Below are 19,062 nucleotides of genomic sequence, written 5' to 3'. Positions count from 1 at the left end.
CATGCTGCAACTGATTCTCGGCGGCGCCCGTTCGGGCAAGAGCCGCCTGGCCGAAAGCCTGGCGAGTGGCTCGGGCCTGGCCGTGACCTACATTGCGACCAGCCAGCCAGTGGATGGCGAACTCGATGCCCGGGTGGCCCTGCACCGCCAGCGCCGCCCCGCTGAATGGGGTCTGGTGGAAGAACCGCTGGAGCTGGCGCGAGTGCTGCGCGAGCAGGCAGCACCGGGGAACTGCCTGCTGGTCGACTGCCTGACCCTGTGGCTGACCAATCTATTGATGCTCGATGATCCGCAGCGTCTGGCTGCCGAGCGGCAGGCGCTGCTCGAAGAGGTGGTCGACCTGCCCGGCGAGATCATCTTCGTCAGCAACGAGACCGGCCTGGGTGTGGTGCCCCTTGGCGAACTGACCCGCCGTTACGTCGACGAAGCCGGCCTGCTGCATCAGGCCCTGGCCGAACGTTGTCAGCGCGTCGTGCTGACCGTGGCCGGCCTGCCCATGACCTTGAAAGGAACCGCTCCATGACTCAATCCTGGTGGCTTGCGCCTGCCCGTGAAATCGACGTGCCGGCCCGCGAAGCGGCCCTGGCGCGTCAACAGCAACTGACCAAACCGGCCGGCTCGCTGGCCCAGCTCGAGCGCCTGGCGGTGCAGCTCGCCGGCCTGCAGGGCCGCGAGAAGCCCAGTGCCGAGCGGCTGTGGATCGCCATTTTTGCCGGTGACCATGGCGTGGTCGGCGAAGGCGTTTCGGCCTATCCGCAGGCTGTCACCGGGCAGATGCTCGGCAACTTCGTCAACGGCGGCGCGGCAATCAGCGTCCTGGCCCGGCAATTGGACGCGCAGCTGGACGTGGTCGACCTCGGCACGGTCAGCCCCATGGATCTGCCCGGCGTGCGTCATCTGCGCCTCGGCGCCGGCACCGCGAACTTCGTCGACGGCCCGGCGATGCACGCCGACCAGGGCCATGCCGCGCTGCTGGCCGGGCGCGACAGCGTGCTGCGGGCCAAGGCCGCAGGGTGCGAACTGCTGGTCGGCGGTGAAATGGGCATCGGCAACACCACGGCGGCCAGCGCCGTGGCCTGCTCTCTGCTGGAGTGCGCCGCGCCCTTGCTGGTCGGTCCCGGCACTGGCCTGAATGCCGAAGGTGTGTTGCACAAGACCGCCGTCATCGAACGCGGCCTGGCGCGCCATGCCGAACACGCTGGCGATCCACTGGGTAGCCTGTTCAGCCTGGGCGGTTTCGAGATCGCTGCCCTGGCCGGCGCCTACCTGGCCTGCGCCCAGGAAGGCATCGTCGCCGTGGTGGATGGTTTCATCTGCAGCGTCGCAGCGCTGGTCGCCGTGCGTCTCAACCCTTCCGTGCGGCCCTGGCTGCTGTTCGGGCATCGCGGTGCCGAACCGGGCCACCGCCATGTGCTGGAAGTGCTGCAGGCCGAGCCGCTGCTCGACCTGGGTCTGCGTCTGGGCGAGGGCAGCGGAGCGGCCCTCGCGGTGCCGCTGGTGCGTCTGGCCTGCGAGCTGCACAACGGTATGGCGACCTTCGCCGAGGCGGCGGTGGCGGACCGCCCGGCATGATCGTCGACCTGCTGCGCCATGGCGAAACCGAGCTGGGTGGCGGCCTGCGCGGCAGCCTCGACGATGCACTGACCGAGGCCGGCTGGGCGCAGATGCACGCGGCCACCGAGGGTGCCGGGCCGTGGACGCGCATCGTCAGTTCGCCACTGCAACGCTGCGCCCGCTTCGCCGAGGCCCTGGCGGCACGCCTGGACCTGCCGTTGCGCCTGGAACCCGAGATGCAGGAGCTGCATTTCGGCGATTGGGAAGGGCGCAGCGCGGCGCAGATCATGGCCATCGACCCCGAGGGGCTGGGCGCCTTCTGGGACGATCCTTACGCCTTCACTCCGCCTGGCGGCGAGCCGGTGAGTGCCTTCGCGGCGCGGGTCGAGGCGGCGCTGCAACGCATGTATCAGGCTCATGCCGGCGAGCGGGTGCTGCTGGTCTGTCACGGCGGGGTCATGCGCCTGCTACTGGCGCGTGCCCGGGGCCTGCCACGCGAGCAACTGTTGCAAGTGGGGGTGCCGCATGGTGCGTTGCTCAGCGTACGGGTCGCTGCGGCCGGCCAGTTGGAGGAGTGCTGACGTGCTGCCATTCTGGATCGCCCTGCAATTTCTCAGCAGCCTGCCGGTACGCCTGCCGGGTATGCCGGCGCCCGAGCAGATGGGCCGTTCGCTGCTGTTCTATCCGCTGGTCGGCGTGCTGTTCGGGGTGTTGCTGAGCGGGCTTGGCCTGCTGTTGCACGGTGCGCCGCTGTTGCTGCAGGCGGCCTTGCTGCTCAGTGCCTGGGTGATGCTCAGCGGCGCGCTGCACCTGGACGGGTTGGCCGACAGTGCCGATGCCTGGCTGGGGGGCTTTGGCGACCGTGAGCGCACCCTGACGATCATGAAGGATCCGCGCAGCGGGCCCATCGCCGTGGTGACCCTGGTGCTGGTGCTGCTGCTGAAATTCTGCGCCCTTTTCGCGCTGCTGGAGCAGGGGCGGTGGGCCGGGCTGCTGCTGGCCCCCCTAATCGGTCGTGCGGCGCTCTTGGGGCTGTTCCTCACCACCCCTTATGTGCGTGCCGGTGGGCTGGGCCAGGCGCTGGCCGAGCATTTGCCTCGCCGTGCGGCGCGCGGTGTGCTGGGCGCCGTGGCGCTGGCCTGCGTGGCGTTGGCTGGCGTCGAAGGGGGGCTGGCGCTGGTGGTTGCTGCCGTGACGTTCTTCTGGTTGCGCCGGGTGATGCTCCTGCGGCTGGGGGGGACCACCGGCGACACCGCCGGGGCGCTGCTGGAGTTGCTGGAGCTGGCCGTCCTGCTGGCCTTGGCGCTGCGTTGATGGCCCGAGAAATATCTTGCAACACCGCGCGCTGCGCCTATATACAAGGACAGTAACGAGCATGGCGTGGCGCCAAGACCTACAAGAACGGGAAGCACCCGAACACACGAGGGAATGACAATGACATCAGCCTGGCGAACCAGTGGCTGGATCATGGCCGGCAGTGCGCTGATCCTGGCGCTGTCACTGGGGATACGGCATGGCTTCGGGTTGTTCCTGGCGCCGATGAGCAGTGATTTCGGCTGGGGGCGCGAGGTGTTCGCCTTCGCCATTGCCTTGCAGAACCTGCTCTGGGGCCTGGCCCAGCCGTTCGCCGGGGCGCTGGCCGACCGCTACGGTGCGCGACGCATCGTGGTCATCGGTGGCGTGCTGTATGCCGCCGGCCTGGCGCTGATGAGCGTCGCCGATTCGCCCTGGAGCCTGTCGCTCAGTGCTGGTGTACTGATTGGCATCGGTTTGTCCGGCACGTCCTTTTCCATTCTGCTGAGCCTGGTAGGGCGCTCGCTGCCGCCGGAAAAACGCAGCATGGGCATGGGCATCGCCAGCGCCGCCGGTTCCTTCGGTCAGTTCGCCATGCTGCCCGGCAGCATGGGGCTGATCAGCGGGCTGGGCTGGTCCGGTGCGCTGCTGGTGCTCAGCCTGCTGGTGGCGTTGATCCTGCCGTTGGCCGGCATGCTGCGCGAGCAGCGCCAGCCCGAGGCCCAGGGGCCGCAACAGAGTCTGGGCGAGGCATTGCGCGAAGCCTGTTCGCATTCCGGTTTCTGGCTGCTGGCGCTGGGCTTCTTCGTGTGTGGTTTCCAGGTGGTGTTCATTGCCGTGCATATGCCGGCTTACCTGGTGGATCAGCACTTGCCGGCGCAGGTCGGGACCACGGTGCTGGCCCTGGTGGGGTTGTTCAACATCTTCGGCACCTACACGGCGGGCTGGCTGGGTGGGCGGATGTCCAAGCCGCGCCTGTTGAGCCTGCTCTATCTGCTGCGTGCGGTGGCGATCGTGGCGTTCCTCTGGGTGCCGCTCAGCCAGACCTCGGCCTACCTGTTCGGCATGGCGATGGGGCTGCTGTGGCTGTCCACCGTGCCGCTGACCAATGGCACCGTGGCGGTGATCTTCGGCGTGCGCAACCTATCGATGCTGGCGGGTATCGTGTTCCTGTTCCACCAGTTGGGTTCGTTCATGGGCGGCTGGCTGGGCGGGGTGGTCTATGACCGCACCGGCAGCTACGACCTGGTCTGGCAGATCGCCGTGCTGCTCAGCCTGCTTGCTGCCGCGCTGAACTGGCCGGTGCGCGAGCGCCCGGTGCAGCGCCTGCAGCCGGCCGGGGTGGCGGTGTGATCCGCCTGGCGCCCTGGGTGCTGGCCGGCCTGGCCGGTGTGGCACTGCTGGCGCTGGCTTGGTGGGGTTGGCAGCGCATGGGGCTGGCGGCGCTGCAACTGGGTATGGGCAACTGTTGAGCCACGCCCTGTTCTGGGAGTAACGTGTGGGGCATCGTGACCCCACAAGGATGCCCCCGATGATGATTCGCTGGATTTCCCTGCCGCTGTTGCTGGGTGCCTTGGCTGGCCCGGCAATGGCCGCCGACTGCCCGGTATTGTTGAAGGGACAGGGCGAACTGCCGAAGTTGCGCGCCAAGGAGAGCATCGACCTGTGCCAGCGCTTTGCCGGCAAGCCGATGCTGGTGGTCAACACCGCGAGCTTCTGTGGCTTCACCTCGCAGTTCAAGGGGCTCGAAGCCCTGAACCAGAAGTACAAGGCGCAAGGGCTCGAAGTGCTGGGCGTGCCGTCCAACGATTTCAAACAGGAGTCCAAGGACGGTGAGGAGACCGCCAAGGTCTGCTACGTCAACTATGGCGTGACTTTCACCATGACCGAGCCGCAACCGGTCAGGGGCGACGACGCCATTCCACTGTTCCGCAACCTGGCCGAGCAGAGCGACGGCACTGCGCCGCGCTGGAACTTCTACAAGTACGTGGTCGACCGTCAGGGTAAGGTCATCGCTCACTTTGGCAGCACCACCAAGCCGGATGACCCGGACTTGGTCGCGGCCATCGAGAAGGCCATCGCCTCCAAACCCTGAACACTGGACATGAAAAAGCCCGCTGCCCTTTCGGGGAGCGGGCTTTCTTGTGGCTGACCGCTTAGAACTTGTAGGTCAGCGAGGTGCCCAGGGTGTGGGCGCTGTTGCGGAAGTCAGCGCTATAGGCGCCTTTGGTGGCGCTTGCATCACGGATCTTGGCTTCGTCCTCACGCAGGTACAGGTAGGCGAAGTCGATGGTGATGTCGTCGGTCGGGCTGTAGGCTGCGCCCAGGCTGAAGATCTTGCGGTCTCCGGTCGGGATGCGTGGCGAGCGGTGCGAGTTGCTCACCGGCGACTGATCCATGGCCAGACCGGTGCGCAGGGTCCACTGGTTGTTCACCTTGTAAGCCGCGCCAATGGCGTGGTACCAGGTGTCGCGCCATTCCTGCACTTCGCTGATGCGACCGACCGGGCCGGCTGCGCCGCCAAGCTGGGCCGGTACGCCGCTGTTGATCACGTTGAGGGATTCCAGGCGGCTCCAGCGTGTGAAGGTGCTGCCGGCGTAGAGCGTCCACTGGTCGTCGAGCTTGTGGGTAATCGACAGTTCCGCCGATTCAGGCGTCTCGATATCCAGCGATGCCTTGTATTTCTGTCCGCTGAAGACGCTGAAACCCGGGCCTTCGACCTTGGTCTTGCCGGTCAGCTTGTAATCGACCTTGGAACGGTAGGCCAGGCCCACGCGGGTGGAGTCGGTGGCCTGGATCATCAGGCCGACGTTGAAGCCCACGGCGGTGTCGTCGCCCTGGATGGTCACCTTGCCGTCGTTGAGACCTGGTGATGCAGCATTCAGCGTCCGGGAGCTGAGCTCGCCTTCGATGCGGTTGAAGGTCGGGCCGAAGCCGATCGACACACGGTCGTTGAACGCGTAGCTGATGGTCGGCTGCACGGTGACGACCTTCACTTCGCTTTTGTCGGCCCAGTAGCGGCCAGCGAAGCCGCCTTCATAGTCGGTCAGCAGACCGAACGGGGCATAGACGCCCAGGCCGAAGGTCCACTGCTCGTTAAGGGGTTTGACGTAGTAACCCATGGGTACCGCAATGGCCGGAACCATGTCACCGTCGTTGCTGCCGCCAAAGGTGCCACGGCCGTCATGAATATCGGTCTTGGCGAAAATGGCTGCCGCACCCAGATTGATCTGCTCGCGTTTGATGAACGCCATACCGGCCGGGTTGCCGGACACTGTGCTGGCATCTTCTGCCGACGAGGCCCGACCGGCGAAGGCGGAGCCCATGCCGCTGATGCTCTGTTCGTTGAGTGCGAAGCCGGATGCGAGGAGGTGGGAGGAGGCGAGACAGGCGGTGAATCCGAGTGTGGTCTTGAGCATTGCTTTTTTCATTATTAGTACTCCATGAGAATCACGCGGTCGAAAGTATCAATATTTCCTACGCCGCGCCATAGGCTGAAAAGGCCGAATTAGAGCCTTTTTTTTGTCTGACAATCTGACATTGGGGGTGATCTTCGCCGAATCGGCCTGTTTACGGGCAAGCGCTCATACACTAGCGAAGAGTGGGGCGACATTGTTCTGCCAGGTTATGACGAAATCTCTCAGGCGACCTTGTGGCTGAAATATCTGTCGCCAGATACGTGCCATCGCCAGCGGGTCGTCTTCGCTGGGCAGTGCTCGGTACTGGGCCTGGATCATCAGCCAGGCGATGGCCGTGGCGTAACGCAGGTTGACCGTGAGTTCCAGATGCGGGCCGCTGAGAAATGCGTGCTGGCTGGCGAGGCCGCGGACCAGGCTGGCCAGGTCGGGATCCTTGGCCAGGTAGTGATCCCACAGGGCCTGGTGACGCTGCTCGGAGATCCGGTACAGGCCATGCCCGCGCCGGCTGTCCAGCGCTGCACCCAGGGCCGACTGGCTGGCAGCGATGCCGAGCAGCAAGGCTTCGGCGACGGAGTCGCGGTGGCCCAGATAGGCCAGGGTGGGGCGAATGACGTGACGGTGCAAATGTACGGCTGCAATACCCATGAGACAGTCCGCTCACTATGAAGTGGCCGCTGGACCCTCACGCTTGGCAGCGGTGGATGAGGTAGGGTCCGGCGGAAGCGGCAGGCCGCTTGAGTTCAAGTGTAGTGTCATATTTACGATGTAAAGGCCTGTTTTTACATCGTTTGCCATTATCACCCGAGGTCCATAGAACCCTTGGTGATTAACCATCGCCCATTGGCAGGCTCAGCCTGCCTGGTCATGCCGACCTTGAGTCAGGCAACCAGCGCCTGACGCGTACGGTCGATCACGGCTTGCAGCGGTGCCGGGCTGGCGTACTGTTCCGGGTAGAGCCGTTCGCTGTGGCGGGCGATGCCATGCTCGTTGACCAGCGTGAAGCTGAAACTGCCCTTGCGTGCGGCGTGAATCAGGCAGTGCATGGGGGCGAAGGCGTGGGTGAGGGTGCGAATCGCTTCCTGGGTATGAATGTTTTGAGTGGTCATGATCACGATATTTTCCTGAGTACGGCATATCCGATGCCGTGCATCCATGAGAATTCCAGTAAACGCCGGCCACGCAGAACAATGGCGCGTGGCAGGGCGCAGAACCTGACTGGAAGAAGACAGTCAGTGGCAGCGCATTACAGTGGAGCGCCTTGGACTGACCGGTAGGTACGTGGGATGTCAGGCAACACGCAGGAGCAAAGGTTCTGGCTCGAGGTGAAGTTCCTGATCAATTGCAGAGGGGTCGGCGGAGCATGGGCCTTGGCGGGCTGAACGTGGTGTCAGCGCAGCGAACAAGGTGAGTGCCCGGAAAAACCATCGAGGTGGTCCGATTCCGGGGCCGCTGCCTGAAGGCGAAGGGGCTGGAATCTGATCGACCGGCGTGAATTGATCTTCAGCTTGGTACTAACGGCGGCGACTCTGCCGTAAATGTTCAGTTCATGCAAGGCTGACATCTGCTTTCCGATGAACGGCCTGCTGTCCTCCTACAGGGAGGAAGGCGTGTCGCACGCCACAGCCAAGATTGTAACGCCCCTTTGACAACCAAGTGACCGGTATGCATGCCTTGTACACATTAGCGCAAGAAGCTGCCACATCACTGTCACACAAACCGCTAAAGGCTTGATTTACCTCGTCGAGTAAATAAGTCAATGAAAAACATCGCTTTTTTTTGCCTGGTGAAAAAATCGACAGTTTGAGCGCAAGCCCCACCCCATCTGCGTTTGCGGAGGGTGAGGGGGGGTTGTCCACTGAGTTATCCACAGCTTCTGTGGATTGTCCCGGTCCTGTGGGGGGCGTAAAGCGGGCTTTACGCGGCTGAAAAATGGCGTAGAGTGGTTTCCCCCTCACGTGATCGCTCTATATCGGTGGTTGGCGCTGGCCTTGGCTTTTCTTCCCTGCGCGTTCGCGCATAATGCCGCTGATTGAAATCCCATCCATGGAGTCGTTATGGCGCTGGACCTGAACAGCCTGTTGCTTGGGCTTGGCATGGCCGCAGTGCCATTGGTTGCGTTGGCTTGGCAACTGCAGCGCCGCCTGGCCAGCCGCGAGGCCGAGCGGTTGTTGCTCGAGGAGCGTCTGAACATGGCGCAACTGGCCCAGGATGGCCTCAATGCCCAGCTCGATGCCTGCCGCGATGAAGTCAGCGACTTGAGCGAGGCCAACTCTGCACGGCAAGCAGAATTGGCGGCCCTGCGTCGAGAGGTCGAGCTGTTGCGCCAGGAGTGCGACGACCGTCGCGACGCCGCCGAAGGCTGGAACGTCGAGCGCAGCGCCAGAGAAGCCGAACTGCGTCGTCTTGAGGCTCAATGTGCGGCGCTGCAGGCGGAACTGCGTGAGCAGCAGGAAGGCCATCAGCAGCGGCTCAGTGACCTGCAGGACTCACGTAACGAGTTGCGCGCGCAGTTCGCCGAGCTGGCTGGCAAGATCTTCGACGAGCGCGAACAGCGCTTCGCGCAGACCAGCCAGGAACAGCTCGGCCAATTGCTCAACCCGCTGAAGGAACGCATTCAGTCCTTCGAGAAGCGTGTCGAGGAAAGTTATCAGAACGAGGCGCGGGAGCGGTTTTCCCTGGCCAAGGAACTGGAGCGGCTGCAGCAGCTGAACCTGCGTCTGAGCGACGAGGCGACCAACCTGACCCAGGCCCTCAAGGGGCAGAAGACCCAGGGTAACTGGGGCGAGCTGATTCTCGAGCGGGTGCTGGAGCATGCCGGGCTGGAGAAGGGGCGCGAGTATCAGACCCAGGTCAGCCTCAAGGGCCCGGAGGGTGAGCGCTTCCAGCCTGACGTGCTGATCATGCTGCCGGGCGACAAGCAGGTGGTGGTGGATGCCAAGGTCAGCCTTACGGCTTACCAGCAGTTCGTGGGCGCCGCCGACGAGGTGATCGGCCAGGCGGCTCTCAAGCAGCACGTGCAGTCGCTGCGCAACCATGTCAAAGGCCTGTCCGGCAAGGACTACAAGCGCCTCGAAGGCTTGCACAGCCTGGATTTCGTGCTGCTCTTCGTGCCCATCGAAGCGGCCTTCGCCGCCGCCTTGCAGGCCGAGCCGAACCTGTTCCAGGAAGCCTTCGACCGGCATATCGTGATTGTCAGCCCGACGACCCTGTTGGCCACCCTGCGGGTCATCGACAGCCTGTGGAAGCAGGAGCGACAGAGCCAGAACGCCCGGGAGATCGCCGAGCGTGCCGGTTGGCTGTATGACAAGTTCGTGCTGTTCATCCAGGACCTGGACGAGGTCGGCAACCGCCTGCAACAACTTGACAAGGCTTATGCAGCCGCGCGTAACAAGCTGACCGAGGGACGTGGTAACCTCGTCAGCCGTAGCGAGCAATTGCGGTTGCTGGGTGCCCGTGCCAGCAAGAGTCTGCCGAGCGACCTGCTGGAGCGGGCCATGACCGATGAAGACGGTCTGATGCGTCTGCCCGACTAGCTGTTCAGCAAGGGCGGGTTCAGCAGTCAGGCGACCGGCCATTCATCGCCCGATGATGAAGATTGCGGCAATAGATGTCACATTGCCCTGGTCAGAAACCTGAAGGTCCTGCCAGTTGCTCAATGGGCTCTAGAATCTGTAGGGGCGGCCGATAATCAGTAAGTCGCCAGCTTTTCCCTGAAGGGGGCGTTATGAACGGTAAATTGCAGGAATGGCTTCATGACCTCGGTGTTGCGCTGGGCCTGATCGAGCGGCCCAAATTGCAACCGGTGCCAGTACGACACGACGACGAGCGCCGTCGCCAGCGTCGTCGATGAGCCCTTCGGCCAGGGCTGCCAGCTGCTGGCCAGTGGTTCGCACCGTTTGACGGGCTGATGCCCGGATGCCTCACGGCTTGCCGGGCTTATCGTCATCTGCCTTGCCGTATGGCTGTAGCAGCATGACAAGATCGACGATCATCGGCAGTGAAACGTGCCGAGGTCGGCTTCTTGCCTTGTTCCTGAAGAACGCCGGAAACTCGCATTCCAGGGTCCGTTCCAGGCGTCCGAACAGTTCGTTCACGTCTTCTTCATCCAGCATCAGCTCGCCTAGCGTCGCCTCATCGCGGATCTGCGACTTGTCCACCAGAATGATGCCTAGCGCGTCCATGACGCGTTGCCTGACCTGCTCTCTGTCCATGTTTCCCCCGCCGGCAGCCGGAAACTCCCGCGCAGGCTATACCAGTCGCGACGCATCTCTGGGCCAGCCCCGACGGACGAGACCGATCTGCTAGACTGCGCCGCTCGGGCCTGACTCGCTAGGCCGACTACGTATCGAGGTCGATGATGTCCCGCCCGCGTTGCGAGCGCTGCCAACGCCCTGCCAGCCACTGTCTGTGCGCCCTGATTCCCAGCCTGGACAGCCGCACCCGCGTGCTCATCCTGCAGCACCCCAGCGAAGCCGGTCATGCACTGAATACGGCGCGGCTTGCCGCGTTAGGGCTACGTAATGCGCAACTGCGCGTCGGGGAGATCTTCGAGGATCTGCCCGAGTTGCTGACCCGGCCAGGTTATCGGGCGTGTCTGCTGTTTCCGGGCGATGGCGCCATACCTGTGCAGCCATTCACCGACGACGACCTGCCGCTTCTGTTGGTGGTGCCGGATGGCACCTGGCGCAAGGCGCGCAAACTGCTTCACCTCAACCCGGCGCTGGCGGCACTGCCGAAAGTCTCTTTGCAGGGCGCACCGGCGTCGCGCTACCGCCTGCGCAAAGCGCCCGGCCCGGAAGCCTTGTCGACCCTGGAGTCCATTGTGCTGGCCTTGCAAACGCTGGAGTCCGAACGCAGCTTCCAGGCCTTGCTCGACCCCTTCGAGGCGTTGATCGAGGGGCAGATCCAGGCGATGGGTGAGGATACCTATCAGCGTAATCATGGTTGAACGCGTATGTTCAAGCGCTCGAGGTCTGTAGGCTTTTTCGGCTGAAACTGCTTATCTTGCTGTTGTGACGCATCCATCAGTAGCTGTAACTGTCTGCACAGCGCTCGATTGCCTAGAATGACCGGCGTGCAATTCTGCCAATCTGGAACCTTCTCATGCACATCTCTTCCGGCCGCTGGCTGCTGGGCCTCGGTCTGGCGCTTCTGACGGCGCTGCTGTGGGGCATTCTGCCCGTCAAGCTCAAACAGGTCCTGCACTTCATGGACCCGGTCACGGTCACCTGGTATCGCCTGCTGGTCTCCGGTGCACTGTTATTCATCTGGTTGCGGGCGATCGGCCGCTTGCCGAGCTTCAAACCGCTCGGCCACAAGGGTAAAGGGCTGGTGGCGCTGGCGGTCCTGGGGCTGGTGGGCAATTACGTGCTCTATCTGATCGGTCTCAAGCTGTTGAGCCCGGGCACCACCCAACTGTTGATCCAGACTGGTCCGATCATGCTGCTGGTGGGCAGCATCCTGGTGTTCAAGGAACGCTTCACCCTGGGGCAGGGGATAGGGCTGGTCATTATGCTGGCCGGCTTCGTGCTGTTCTTCAATCAGCGCCTGGCCGAGCTGTTCACCTCGTTGGGCGCCTACACCATGGGGGTGCTGACCGTCCTGCTGGCATCGTTGGTCTGGACCTTCTACGGCCTGAGCCAGAAGCAGTTGCTGACCGTGTGGGATTCCCGCCAAGTGATGATGGTCATCTACCTGTTCTGCGCCTTGCTGATCACGCCATGGGCGCATCCGCTGCAGATCCTGCAGCTTGACCCGGTGCACCTGCTGCTGCTCGCCGCCTGCTGCCTGAATACCCTGGTGGCCTATGGCGCGTTCGCCGAGGCCCTGGTGCATTGGGAAGCCTCTCGGGTCAGTGCGACCCTGGCGCTTACGCCGCTGGTCACCCTGGCCACTGTCGCCATCACGGCCATGCTCTGGCCGGAGCATGTGCAGGCCGAGCAGGTCAATCTGCTCGGATATGGCGGCGCGTTGCTGGTGGTGGTGGGGTCGGCGTTCACCGCCCTGGTGCCTTCGCTGGTATCCGGGTGGCGGGCCAGGAAGGCCGCCCGGGCCATTATCTGACGCCCAACTGCTGCGCCTGGCGTACCCATTGCTGGCGTTGCGCCTCGCTGGCCCCGCGTACCGGGGCGAACTCGGTGAGGCGTGTGGTGCGGATGCCACAGAAGCCCAGGATGCTGCGGCTCATCTGCCGATGTGCCGGGGCGCCGAAGATCCAGCGGAAGTAGCGCGGCGGCGTATCCAGGGTCACCAGCAGTTCGGCGCTGCGGCCCTTGAGCAGTTCATTCGCCGGGTCCCGGCGGCCATGCACCTTGAAGGCGAAACCGGGCGTCAGCACCCGGTCGAAGAAGCCGCTGAGCAAGGCCGGAATGCCGCCCCAGCACACCGGGTAGACGAACACCAGGTGTTCGGCCCAATGGATCTGCCGCTGAGCGTCCAGCAGGTCGGCCTCCAGCACCTGGCCCTGTTCGTAGCCGCCGCGCAGGATCGGGTCGAACTGCAGGCTGGCCAGTTTCAGGCTGCGTACCACATGGTCCTGGCTGCGTGCGCCCTCGGCGTAGGCATCGCCGAGGGCGTGGCACAGACCGCTGCTCTTAGGCGTGCCGTAGATCAGCAGAATGCGCTTGCCGTTGCCTTCCAGGGGCGTTGCGCCGCTCCTGGCTTCAGCCATGGCTGCCGGCCTCGAGCATGTTTTCCGGGCGTACCCAGGCGTCGAACTGCTCGTCGGTCAGGTAGCCCAGGTCCAGCGCCGCCTGGCGCAGGGTCAGCCCCTCGCTGTAGGCCTTCTTGGCGATTTGTGCGGCTTTGTCGTAGCCGATGTGCGGGTTCAGCGCGGTGACCAGCATCAGGCCGCGTTCAAGGTGCTCGGCCATTTTCGCGGTATCCGGCTCCATGCCAGCGATGCAGTGCTCGTTGAAGTTCTGGCAGCCGTCGGCCAGCAGCTCGATGGATTCCAGCAGGTTATGAATGATCACCGGCTTGTAGACATTGAGCTGCAAGTGCCCCTGGCTGGCCGCGAAGCCGATGGTCACGTCGTTGCCCATCACCTGGCAGGCGAGCATCGACAACGCCTCGCACTGGGTCGGGTTGACCTTGCCCGGCATGATCGAGCTGCCCGGTTCGTTGGCCGGCAAGCGCACTTCGGCCAGGCCGCCGCGCGGGCCGGAGCCCAGCAGGCGCAGGTCGTTGGCGATTTTCATCAGGGTCGTGGCGAGGGTCTTCAGTGCGCCGGACAAGGCTGCCAGCGGCTCATGGCCGGCGAGGGCTGCGAACTTGTTCGGCGCGGTGACGAACGGCAGGCCCGACAGCGCCGCCAGCTCCGAAGCGACCGCTTCGGCGAAGCCCTTGGGGGCGTTCAGGCCGGTACCCACGGCGGTACCGCCCTGGGCCAGCTCGTAGACCGCCGGCAGGGCAGCCTGAATGGCCTTGCGCGAGTAGTCCAGTTGCGCGACGAAGCCCGACAGCTCCTGGCCGAAGGTGACCGGTGTGGCATCCATCATGTGGGTGCGACCGGTCTTGACCAGTTTCATGTGTCGTGTGGCCTGCTCGGCCAGGCCGTCGGACAGCGCGGCGATGGCTGGCATCAGCTTGTCCTTAACGGCCTGGGCCGCCGCGATGTGCATGGCGGTAGGGAAGCAGTCGTTGGAACTCTGCGAGCGGTTGACGTGATCGTTGGGGTGTACCGGCGACTTGCCGCCGCGGCCCTGGCCGGCCAGTTCGTTGGCCCGCCCGGCGATCACCTCGTTGACGTTCATGTTGCTCTGCGTACCGCTGCCGGTCTGCCAGACCACCAGGGGAAATTGGTCGTCGAGCTGGCCGTCGAGGATCTCGTTGGTGGCCTGTTCGATCAGGCGGGCGATGTCGGCGGGCAGGTCGCCGTTACGGTCGTTGACCCGCGCGGCGGCTTTCTTGATCAGCGCCAAGGCGTGTACTACCTGCAGCGGCATGCGCTGGCGACCGATGGCGAAGTTGATCAGCGAGCGCTGGGTCTGCGCACCCCAATAGGCGTCTTCCGGGACTTCGATGGGACCGATGCTGTCGGTTTCGGTACGGCTCACTGGACGGCTCCTTGTGGGTTCTTCATTTGCCCAGGTGGCATGACGCACCTGGCAGATACCTGAGTTTAGTCGTCGGGAACGCCTGCGGGTTCCCCGCATGAGGCAGGCCGGGAAAGTCCGGGGGGTTGAGGGCGAGGGGAGGATGCGCGCAGAATGATCGGCCTTGAGGCGCAAGCCTCGTCTGCCGAAAAGGAAAACCGATGATCCGTCTTCGCGCCATGTTCACCGTGCTGGCCCTGGCTTGTGCCAGCGGTCAGGTTCTCGCCGACACCGCCAGCCAAAACGCCAGTGCCGAAACGCTTCTGAAGCTGACCAACGCTGACAAGCTCACCACGCCGATCTACGCCCAGGTCCAGCAGCTGTTCGCCCAGCGCTTCGCCGAGGCCAAGGCGCCGGCCTCCAAGAAGGCCCTGCTGGAAACCTACCAGGCCAAGGCCAATGCCGCCCTGGACCAGGCCGTAGGCTGGAACAAGCTCAAGCCCGAACTGGTGAAGATCTACACCACCAACTTCACCGAGGCCGAGCTCAAGGAACTGGTGAGCTTTTACCAGTCGCCAGTGGGCAAGAAGGTCCTGAGCAAGATGCCCGAGCTGTCCCAGCAGTCTGTACAACTGACTCAGAGCCGCCTGGAAACCGCAGGCCCGGTGGTCAACAAACTGCTCGCCGACATGAGTGCGGAACTCGAGCCGGCCAAGGCTGCTGCACCTGCCAAGAAACCTTGAGGCCACGCACCTGAAATGAACATGCAACAACGAATCGAAGCGGCCCTTGCCGGGTTGCAGCCGCAGCACGTCGAGGTGCTGAACGAGAGCCACATGCACAGCCGTGGCCAGGAGACCCACTACAAGGCGGTGCTGGTCTGCGAGCAGTTCCAGGGGCTCAATGCGGTCAAGCGCCACCAGAAGGTGTATGCCACGCTGGGTGGGCTGATGCAGGAGTTCCACGCCCTGGCGTTGCACACCTACACCCCCGAAGAGTGGGCGGTCATCGGCCAGGCCCCGGCGTCACCGACCTGCGCCGGCGGCCACGCCTGAACGCTGCCGAGCTGGCAGGGGCGGCCTTGAGCCGCGAAGCGATCTCATGTTCACAGCCGATGCAGTGAATTTCAGGGCTCTTTCGCGGCTGAAGGCGCTTCAGCCCAATCTGGTGGGGCTGTACCGATATTGACCCAGGTCAATTTCCGCTGCTGTCTCCCCCCTGACCATTTTGTTAGAATCCGCGCCGCGCAGGCCCTGCCGGCGCGTTTTCATTTCCGTTTTGCCCGGTAGGCCCTTTGCGAGGGTCACCCACTGGAGACCTACATGACCCAAGCGTCGATGACCCAGCCGATCGTCGTGGCTGCGCTATACAAGTTCGTGACTCTCGAAGACTACGTCGCCCTGCGCGAGCCGCTGCTCAAGGCCATGCTCGATAACGGCGTAAAAGGCACCCTGCTGCTCGCCGAAGAGGGGATCAACGGTACCGTTTCGGCCAGCCGCGAAGGCATCGACGGCCTGCTGGCCTGGCTGCGCAGCGACCCGCGCCTGACGGACATCGACCACAAGGAATCCTACTGCGATGAACAGCCGTTCTATCGCACCAAGGTCAAGCTCAAGAAAGAGATCGTCACCCTGGGCGTGCCGGGCGTCGACCCGAACAAGGCGGTGGGCACCTACATCGAGCCCAAGGACTGGAATGCGCTGATCAGCGACCCGGAAGTGCTGCTCATCGACACACGCAACGACTATGAGGTCGCGATTGGCACGTTCGAAGGTGCGATCGATCCGAAAACCACCACGTTCCGCGAATTTCCCGACTACATCAAGGCCAACTTCGACCCTTCCGTCCACAAGAAAGTGGCCATGTTCTGCACCGGCGGCATCCGCTGCGAAAAAGCCTCCAGTTACATGCTCGGGGAAGGCTTCGAAGAGGTTTATCACCTCAAGGGTGGCATTCTCAAATACCTCGAGGAAGTGCCCCAGGACGAGACCCTGTGGCGGGGCGACTGCTTCGTGTTCGACAACCGTGTCACCGTGCGTCATGACCTCAGCGAAGGCGACTATGACCAGTGCCATGCCTGCCGCAACCCGATCAGCGTCGAAGACCGTGCCAGCGAGCACTACAGCCCCGGCATCAGCTGTCCGCACTGCTGGGACACCTTGAGCGAGAAGACTCGGCGCAGCGCCATCGACCGCCAGAAGCAGATCGAACTCGCCAAGGCGCGCAACCAGCCGCACCCGATCGGCTACAACTATAAGCAGCCATCTGAAACGGAGGCCTGAGCCATGTCCGCTCGCCTGGTGTATGTCATGGACCCGATGTGTTCATGGTGCTGGGGCTTCGCGCCGGTGGCCGAGGCTCTGGTGCGCCAGGCGGCGGATAGCGGCGTGCCTGTGCACCTGGTGGCCGGCGGCCTGCGGGCCAACGACACGGCGCTGGACGCTTCTACCCGGCGCTACGTGCTCGACCACTGGCAGGCGGTGGCCCAGGCCACCGGCCAGCCGTTTCGTTTCGAAGGCGCGCTGCCGGACGGCTTCGTCTACGACACCACGCCGGCCTGCCGGGCCCTGGTGACGGCACGGCAGCTCGACCCGCTGGCAGCCTGGCGCCTGCTGGGCCTGATCCAGGAAGCGTTTTATGCCCAGGGCGAAGACGTTACCCAGGCAGCGCTGCTGGCGAGTCTGGCCGAGCAGGCTGGCCTCGATCGCCAGCGTTTCGCCGAAAGCTTCGACAGCGCCGAGCTGAAGGCCGCCACGGCGGCGGATTTCGCCTGGGTCCAGGGCCTGGGTATCGCCGGATTTCCCACCCTGCTGGCTGAGCGTAACGGCCAGCTCGCCTTGCTGACCAACGGTTATCAGCCTGTGGAGGCCCTGGCCCCCTTGCTCGGCCGCTGGCTGGAGCGTGCTGCCAGTGCCTGAGCCAGCCGGCGAACCGGCCGCGGTCGACGCCACATCGAGCGCCACCGACCGGCTGGACTGGGCGTATATCCGCGCCCTGGTGCTGCGCCACAAGAAGGCGCTGTGGAGCGCCAACGGCGTCGCCATTCTTGCCACGCTGTGCAGTGTGCCCATTCCCCTGCTGCTGCCATTGCTGGTCGACGAAGTACTGCTCGGCCATGGCGACGCCGCGCTGCGTTTCATGAATCACCTGTTGCCGGAGAGCCTGCACAAGGCCGTCGGCTACATCGGCCTGATGCTCTTCGCCACGCTGCTGCTGCGCCTGGGCGCTCTGGCCTTCAACGTCTTGCAGGCGCGGCTGTTCGCGCGGCTGTCCAAGGACATCGTGTATCGCATTCGCCTGCGCCTGATCGAACGCCTCAAGCGTATTGCCCTGCGCGAATACGAAAGCCTCGGCAGCGGTACGGTGACCACGCATCTGGTCACCGATCTGGACACCCTCGACAAGTTCATCGGCGAAACCCTCAGCCGCTTCCTGGTGGCGATGCTGACCCTCACCGGCACGGCGGCGATCCTGGTGTGGATGCATTGGAAGCTGGCGCTGCTGATCCTGCTGTTCAACCCGCTGGTGATCTTCGCCACGGTGCGCCTGGGCAAGCGCGTCAAGCACCTCAAGAAGCTGGAGAACGACAGCACCTCGCGCTTTACCGAAGCCTTGAGTGAAACCCTGGAAGCCATCCAGGAGGTGCGTGCCAGCAATCGCCAGGGTTTCTTCCTCGGCCGTCTGGGCCAGCGCGCCCGTGACGTGCGCGACTACGCGGTCAATTCGCAATGGAAAAGCGATGCTTCGGGGCGTGCCAGCGCGCTGCTGTTCCAGTTCGGCATCGATATCTTCCGCGCCGCAGCGATGCTCACCGTACTGTTCTCCGACCTGTCCATCGGCCAGATGCTGGCGGTGTTCAGCTACCTGTGGTTCATGATCGGCCCGGTGGAACAGCTGCTCAATCTGCAATACGCCTGGTACGCCGCTGGCGGGGCCCTGGCGCGCATCAACGAGTTGCTGGCGCGCACCGACGAACCCCGCTATGCGGGTGGCGCCGCACCGTTCGCGGGCCGCCAGACCGTGGGTATCGAGGTGCGTGGCCTGAGCTTCGGCTACGGCGCCGAGCGGGTCCTCGACCAGCTCAACCTGAGCATCGCGCCCGGCGAGAAGGTCGCCATCGTCGGTGCCAGTGGCGGCGGTAAGAGCACCCTGGTGCAGCTGTTGCTGGGCCTCTACAGCGCCGACAGCGGCAGTATCCGTTTCGGCGAGGCGACACTCGAGGAGATTGGGCTGGAGTCGCTGCGTGAGCACGTTGCGGTGGTGCTGCAGCATCCTGCGCTGTTCAACGACAGCGTGCGTGCCAACCTGACCATGGGCCGCGACGCCACGGACGAAGCCTGCTGGCGGGCGTTGCAGATCGCCCAGCTGGAAGGCACCGTGCGCAGCATGCCGCAGGGGCTGGACACCGTGGTCGGGCGCTCCGGTGTGCGCCTTTCCGGCGGCCAGCGCCAGCGCCTGGCCATCGCCCGTATGGTGCTCGCCGAGCCCAAGGTGGTGATCCTCGATGAAGCCACTTCGGCCCTCGATGCAGCCACCGAATACAACTTGCATCAGGCGCTGGGGCGTTTCCTGCAGGGCCGTACCACGTTGATCATCGCCCATCGGCTTTCCGCCGTTAAACAGGCCGACCGGGTGCTGGTGTTCGATGGCGGGCGTATCGCCGAAGACGGTGATCATCAGCAGTTGATCGCTGAGGGGGGCCTGTACGCACGGCTCTACGGGCACCTGCAACAGGTGTGACGGCTTTTCATGCGCTCGCG

22 protein-coding genes are annotated in these 19,062 nt (G+C 64.1%); 16 read left to right on the top strand and 6 right to left on the bottom strand.

Going from position 1 to position 19,062, the window contains the following annotated elements; all coding sequences use genetic code 11:
• Window position 1: 1 nt before the first annotated feature.
• From cobU to RRX38_RS09715, 7 genes are all read left to right on the top strand, one after another.
• Window positions 2–523 (top strand): bifunctional adenosylcobinamide kinase/adenosylcobinamide-phosphate guanylyltransferase, encoded by a 522-nt coding sequence (cobU, locus tag RRX38_RS09745; protein WP_295470754.1) that lies wholly within the window; start codon window positions 2–4, stop codon window positions 521–523.
• A complete protein-coding gene (cobT, locus tag RRX38_RS09740; RefSeq protein WP_315962364.1) occupies window positions 520–1,572 on the top strand; it encodes a nicotinate-nucleotide--dimethylbenzimidazole phosphoribosyltransferase in 1,053 nt (350 codons plus the stop codon). Before cobU ends, cobT begins: the two co-directional genes overlap by 4 nt.
• Complete coding sequence (gene cobC, locus RRX38_RS09735; RefSeq protein ID WP_315962363.1) at window positions 1,569–2,135, top strand: alpha-ribazole phosphatase family protein; 567 nt, start codon at window positions 1,569–1,571, stop codon at window positions 2,133–2,135. The genes cobT and cobC overlap by 4 nt, the downstream gene beginning before the upstream one ends.
• A gap of 1 nt (window position 2,136) precedes the next feature.
• On the top strand, window positions 2,137–2,868 hold the full coding sequence (locus tag RRX38_RS09730; protein ID WP_315962362.1) for an adenosylcobinamide-GDP ribazoletransferase: 732 nt from the start codon (window positions 2,137–2,139) through the stop codon (window positions 2,866–2,868).
• Window positions 2,869–2,988: 120 nt separating this feature from the next.
• The gene (locus RRX38_RS09725) at window positions 2,989–4,200 is read left to right on the top strand and encodes an MFS transporter (protein ID WP_315962361.1); all 1,212 of its coding nucleotides are present in this window, start codon (window positions 2,989–2,991) and stop codon (window positions 4,198–4,200) included.
• The gene (locus RRX38_RS09720; RefSeq protein WP_315962360.1) at window positions 4,197–4,319 is read left to right on the top strand and encodes a hypothetical protein; all 123 of its coding nucleotides are present in this window, start codon (window positions 4,197–4,199) and stop codon (window positions 4,317–4,319) included. The genes RRX38_RS09725 and RRX38_RS09720 overlap by 4 nt, the downstream gene beginning before the upstream one ends.
• Before the next feature lie 59 nt (window positions 4,320–4,378).
• A complete protein-coding gene (locus tag RRX38_RS09715; RefSeq protein WP_295470745.1) occupies window positions 4,379–4,942 on the top strand; it encodes a glutathione peroxidase in 564 nt (187 codons plus the stop codon).
• A gap of 61 nt (window positions 4,943–5,003) precedes the next feature.
• On the opposite strand, the gene RRX38_RS09710 is transcribed toward RRX38_RS09715, so the two are convergent.
• From RRX38_RS09710 to RRX38_RS09700, 3 genes are all read right to left on the bottom strand, one after another.
• Complete coding sequence (locus tag RRX38_RS09710; protein ID WP_295470744.1) at window positions 5,004–6,278, bottom strand: OmpP1/FadL family transporter; 1,275 nt, start codon at window positions 6,276–6,278, stop codon at window positions 5,004–5,006.
• Window positions 6,279–6,431: 153 nt separating this feature from the next.
• On the bottom strand, window positions 6,432–6,911 hold the full coding sequence (locus RRX38_RS09705; RefSeq protein WP_295470742.1) for a hypothetical protein: 480 nt from the start codon (window positions 6,909–6,911) through the stop codon (window positions 6,432–6,434).
• Between the two features lie 233 nt (window positions 6,912–7,144).
• On the bottom strand, window positions 7,145–7,372 hold the full coding sequence (locus tag RRX38_RS09700; protein WP_295470741.1) for a hypothetical protein: 228 nt from the start codon (window positions 7,370–7,372) through the stop codon (window positions 7,145–7,147).
• 1,062 nt (window positions 7,373–8,434) lie between these two features.
• Here RRX38_RS09700 and rmuC point away from each other — a divergent pair.
• Entirely contained in the window at window positions 8,435–9,799 is a 1,365-nt protein-coding gene (gene rmuC / locus RRX38_RS09695; RefSeq protein ID WP_315962655.1) for a DNA recombination protein RmuC, read from the top strand.
• A 191-nt stretch (window positions 9,800–9,990) separates the two neighbouring features.
• Window positions 9,991–10,116, top strand: a complete 126-nt coding sequence (locus RRX38_RS09690) for a PA1414 family protein (RefSeq protein WP_295470739.1) — start codon at window positions 9,991–9,993, stop codon at window positions 10,114–10,116.
• 70 nt (window positions 10,117–10,186) lie between these two features.
• On the opposite strand, the gene RRX38_RS09685 is transcribed toward RRX38_RS09690, so the two are convergent.
• Window positions 10,187–10,477, bottom strand: coding sequence for a hypothetical protein (locus tag RRX38_RS09685; protein ID WP_295470737.1), 291 nt, complete (start codon window positions 10,475–10,477; stop codon window positions 10,187–10,189).
• A gap of 146 nt (window positions 10,478–10,623) precedes the next feature.
• On the opposite strand from RRX38_RS09685, the gene RRX38_RS09680 reads away from it, so the two are divergent.
• Window positions 10,624–11,214 (top strand): tRNA-uridine aminocarboxypropyltransferase, encoded by a 591-nt coding sequence (locus RRX38_RS09680; protein WP_315962359.1) that lies wholly within the window; start codon window positions 10,624–10,626, stop codon window positions 11,212–11,214.
• A gap of 155 nt (window positions 11,215–11,369) precedes the next feature.
• Window positions 11,370–12,329: a DMT family transporter gene (locus RRX38_RS09675; RefSeq protein WP_315962358.1), complete on the top strand. Its 960-nt coding sequence runs from the start codon at window positions 11,370–11,372 to the stop codon at window positions 12,327–12,329.
• On the opposite strand, the gene RRX38_RS09670 is transcribed toward RRX38_RS09675, so the two are convergent.
• Both RRX38_RS09670 and RRX38_RS09665 read right to left on the bottom strand, forming a co-directional pair.
• Entirely contained in the window at window positions 12,322–12,936 is a 615-nt protein-coding gene (locus RRX38_RS09670) for an NAD(P)H-dependent oxidoreductase (protein WP_295470733.1), read from the bottom strand. The two genes, RRX38_RS09675 and RRX38_RS09670, sit on opposite strands and share 8 nt — an antisense overlap.
• Window positions 12,929–14,323 (bottom strand): class II fumarate hydratase, encoded by a 1,395-nt coding sequence (locus RRX38_RS09665; protein WP_315962357.1) that lies wholly within the window; start codon window positions 14,321–14,323, stop codon window positions 12,929–12,931. The genes RRX38_RS09670 and RRX38_RS09665 overlap by 8 nt, the downstream gene beginning before the upstream one ends.
• 200 nt (window positions 14,324–14,523) lie before the next feature.
• Between RRX38_RS09665 and RRX38_RS09660 the strand changes: the two genes are divergently transcribed.
• The 5 genes from RRX38_RS09660 to RRX38_RS09640 all read left to right on the top strand — a co-directional run bounded on the left by RRX38_RS09660 (window position 14,524) and on the right by RRX38_RS09640 (window position 19,042).
• The gene (locus tag RRX38_RS09660) at window positions 14,524–15,045 is read left to right on the top strand and encodes a DUF2059 domain-containing protein (RefSeq protein WP_295470730.1); all 522 of its coding nucleotides are present in this window, start codon (window positions 14,524–14,526) and stop codon (window positions 15,043–15,045) included.
• 15 nt (window positions 15,046–15,060) lie between these two features.
• Window positions 15,061–15,357 carry a BolA family protein gene (locus RRX38_RS09655; protein ID WP_315962356.1) on the top strand — a complete coding sequence of 99 codons (297 nt, stop codon included), beginning with the start codon at window positions 15,061–15,063 and terminating at the stop codon, window positions 15,355–15,357.
• Between the two features lie 267 nt (window positions 15,358–15,624).
• On the top strand, window positions 15,625–16,584 hold the full coding sequence (locus RRX38_RS09650) for a rhodanese-related sulfurtransferase (RefSeq protein ID WP_410524882.1): 960 nt from the start codon (window positions 15,625–15,627) through the stop codon (window positions 16,582–16,584).
• 3 nt (window positions 16,585–16,587) lie between these two features.
• Window positions 16,588–17,220: a DsbA family protein gene (locus tag RRX38_RS09645; RefSeq protein WP_315962355.1), complete on the top strand. Its 633-nt coding sequence runs from the start codon at window positions 16,588–16,590 to the stop codon at window positions 17,218–17,220.
• Complete coding sequence (locus RRX38_RS09640; protein ID WP_315962354.1) at window positions 17,213–19,042, top strand: ABC transporter ATP-binding protein; 1,830 nt, start codon at window positions 17,213–17,215, stop codon at window positions 19,040–19,042. The genes RRX38_RS09645 and RRX38_RS09640 overlap by 8 nt, the downstream gene beginning before the upstream one ends.
• Window positions 19,043–19,062 lie beyond the last annotated feature (20 nt).

This window comes from Pseudomonas sp. DTU_2021_1001937_2_SI_NGA_ILE_001, assembly GCF_032463525.1.
GTDB lineage: Bacteria > Pseudomonadota > Gammaproteobacteria > Pseudomonadales > Pseudomonadaceae > Aquipseudomonas.
Note: the sequence above shows the minus strand (reverse complement) of the source record. Positions and strands in the feature narration are given on the sequence as shown.

Coding starts and splice junctions, on each gene's coding strand:
- RRX38_RS09650 (WP_410524882.1), top strand. CDS start 15,625: ATGACCCAAGCGTCGATGACCCAGCCGATCGTCGTGGCTGCGCTATAC.
- cobT (WP_315962364.1), top strand. CDS start 520: ATGACTCAATCCTGGTGGCTTGCGCCTGCCCGTGAAATCGACGTGCCG.
- RRX38_RS09655 (WP_315962356.1), top strand. CDS start 15,061: ATGAACATGCAACAACGAATCGAAGCGGCCCTTGCCGGGTTGCAGCCG.
- RRX38_RS09710 (WP_295470744.1), bottom strand. CDS start 6,278: ATGAAAAAAGCAATGCTCAAGACCACACTCGGATTCACCGCCTGTCTC.
- RRX38_RS09725 (WP_315962361.1), top strand. CDS start 2,989: ATGACATCAGCCTGGCGAACCAGTGGCTGGATCATGGCCGGCAGTGCG.
- cobC (WP_315962363.1), top strand. CDS start 1,569: ATGATCGTCGACCTGCTGCGCCATGGCGAAACCGAGCTGGGTGGCGGC.
- RRX38_RS09705 (WP_295470742.1), bottom strand. CDS start 6,911: ATGGGTATTGCAGCCGTACATTTGCACCGTCACGTCATTCGCCCCACC.
- RRX38_RS09685 (WP_295470737.1), bottom strand. CDS start 10,477: ATGGACAGAGAGCAGGTCAGGCAACGCGTCATGGACGCGCTAGGCATC.
- RRX38_RS09670 (WP_295470733.1), bottom strand. CDS start 12,936: ATGGCTGAAGCCAGGAGCGGCGCAACGCCCCTGGAAGGCAACGGCAAG.
- RRX38_RS09715 (WP_295470745.1), top strand. CDS start 4,379: ATGATGATTCGCTGGATTTCCCTGCCGCTGTTGCTGGGTGCCTTGGCT.
- RRX38_RS09700 (WP_295470741.1), bottom strand. CDS start 7,372: ATGACCACTCAAAACATTCATACCCAGGAAGCGATTCGCACCCTCACC.
- RRX38_RS09680 (WP_315962359.1), top strand. CDS start 10,624: ATGTCCCGCCCGCGTTGCGAGCGCTGCCAACGCCCTGCCAGCCACTGT.
- RRX38_RS09645 (WP_315962355.1), top strand. CDS start 16,588: ATGTCCGCTCGCCTGGTGTATGTCATGGACCCGATGTGTTCATGGTGC.
- RRX38_RS09690 (WP_295470739.1), top strand. CDS start 9,991: ATGAACGGTAAATTGCAGGAATGGCTTCATGACCTCGGTGTTGCGCTG.
- RRX38_RS09675 (WP_315962358.1), top strand. CDS start 11,370: ATGCACATCTCTTCCGGCCGCTGGCTGCTGGGCCTCGGTCTGGCGCTT.
- cobU (WP_295470754.1), top strand. CDS start 2: ATGCTGCAACTGATTCTCGGCGGCGCCCGTTCGGGCAAGAGCCGCCTG.
- RRX38_RS09660 (WP_295470730.1), top strand. CDS start 14,524: ATGATCCGTCTTCGCGCCATGTTCACCGTGCTGGCCCTGGCTTGTGCC.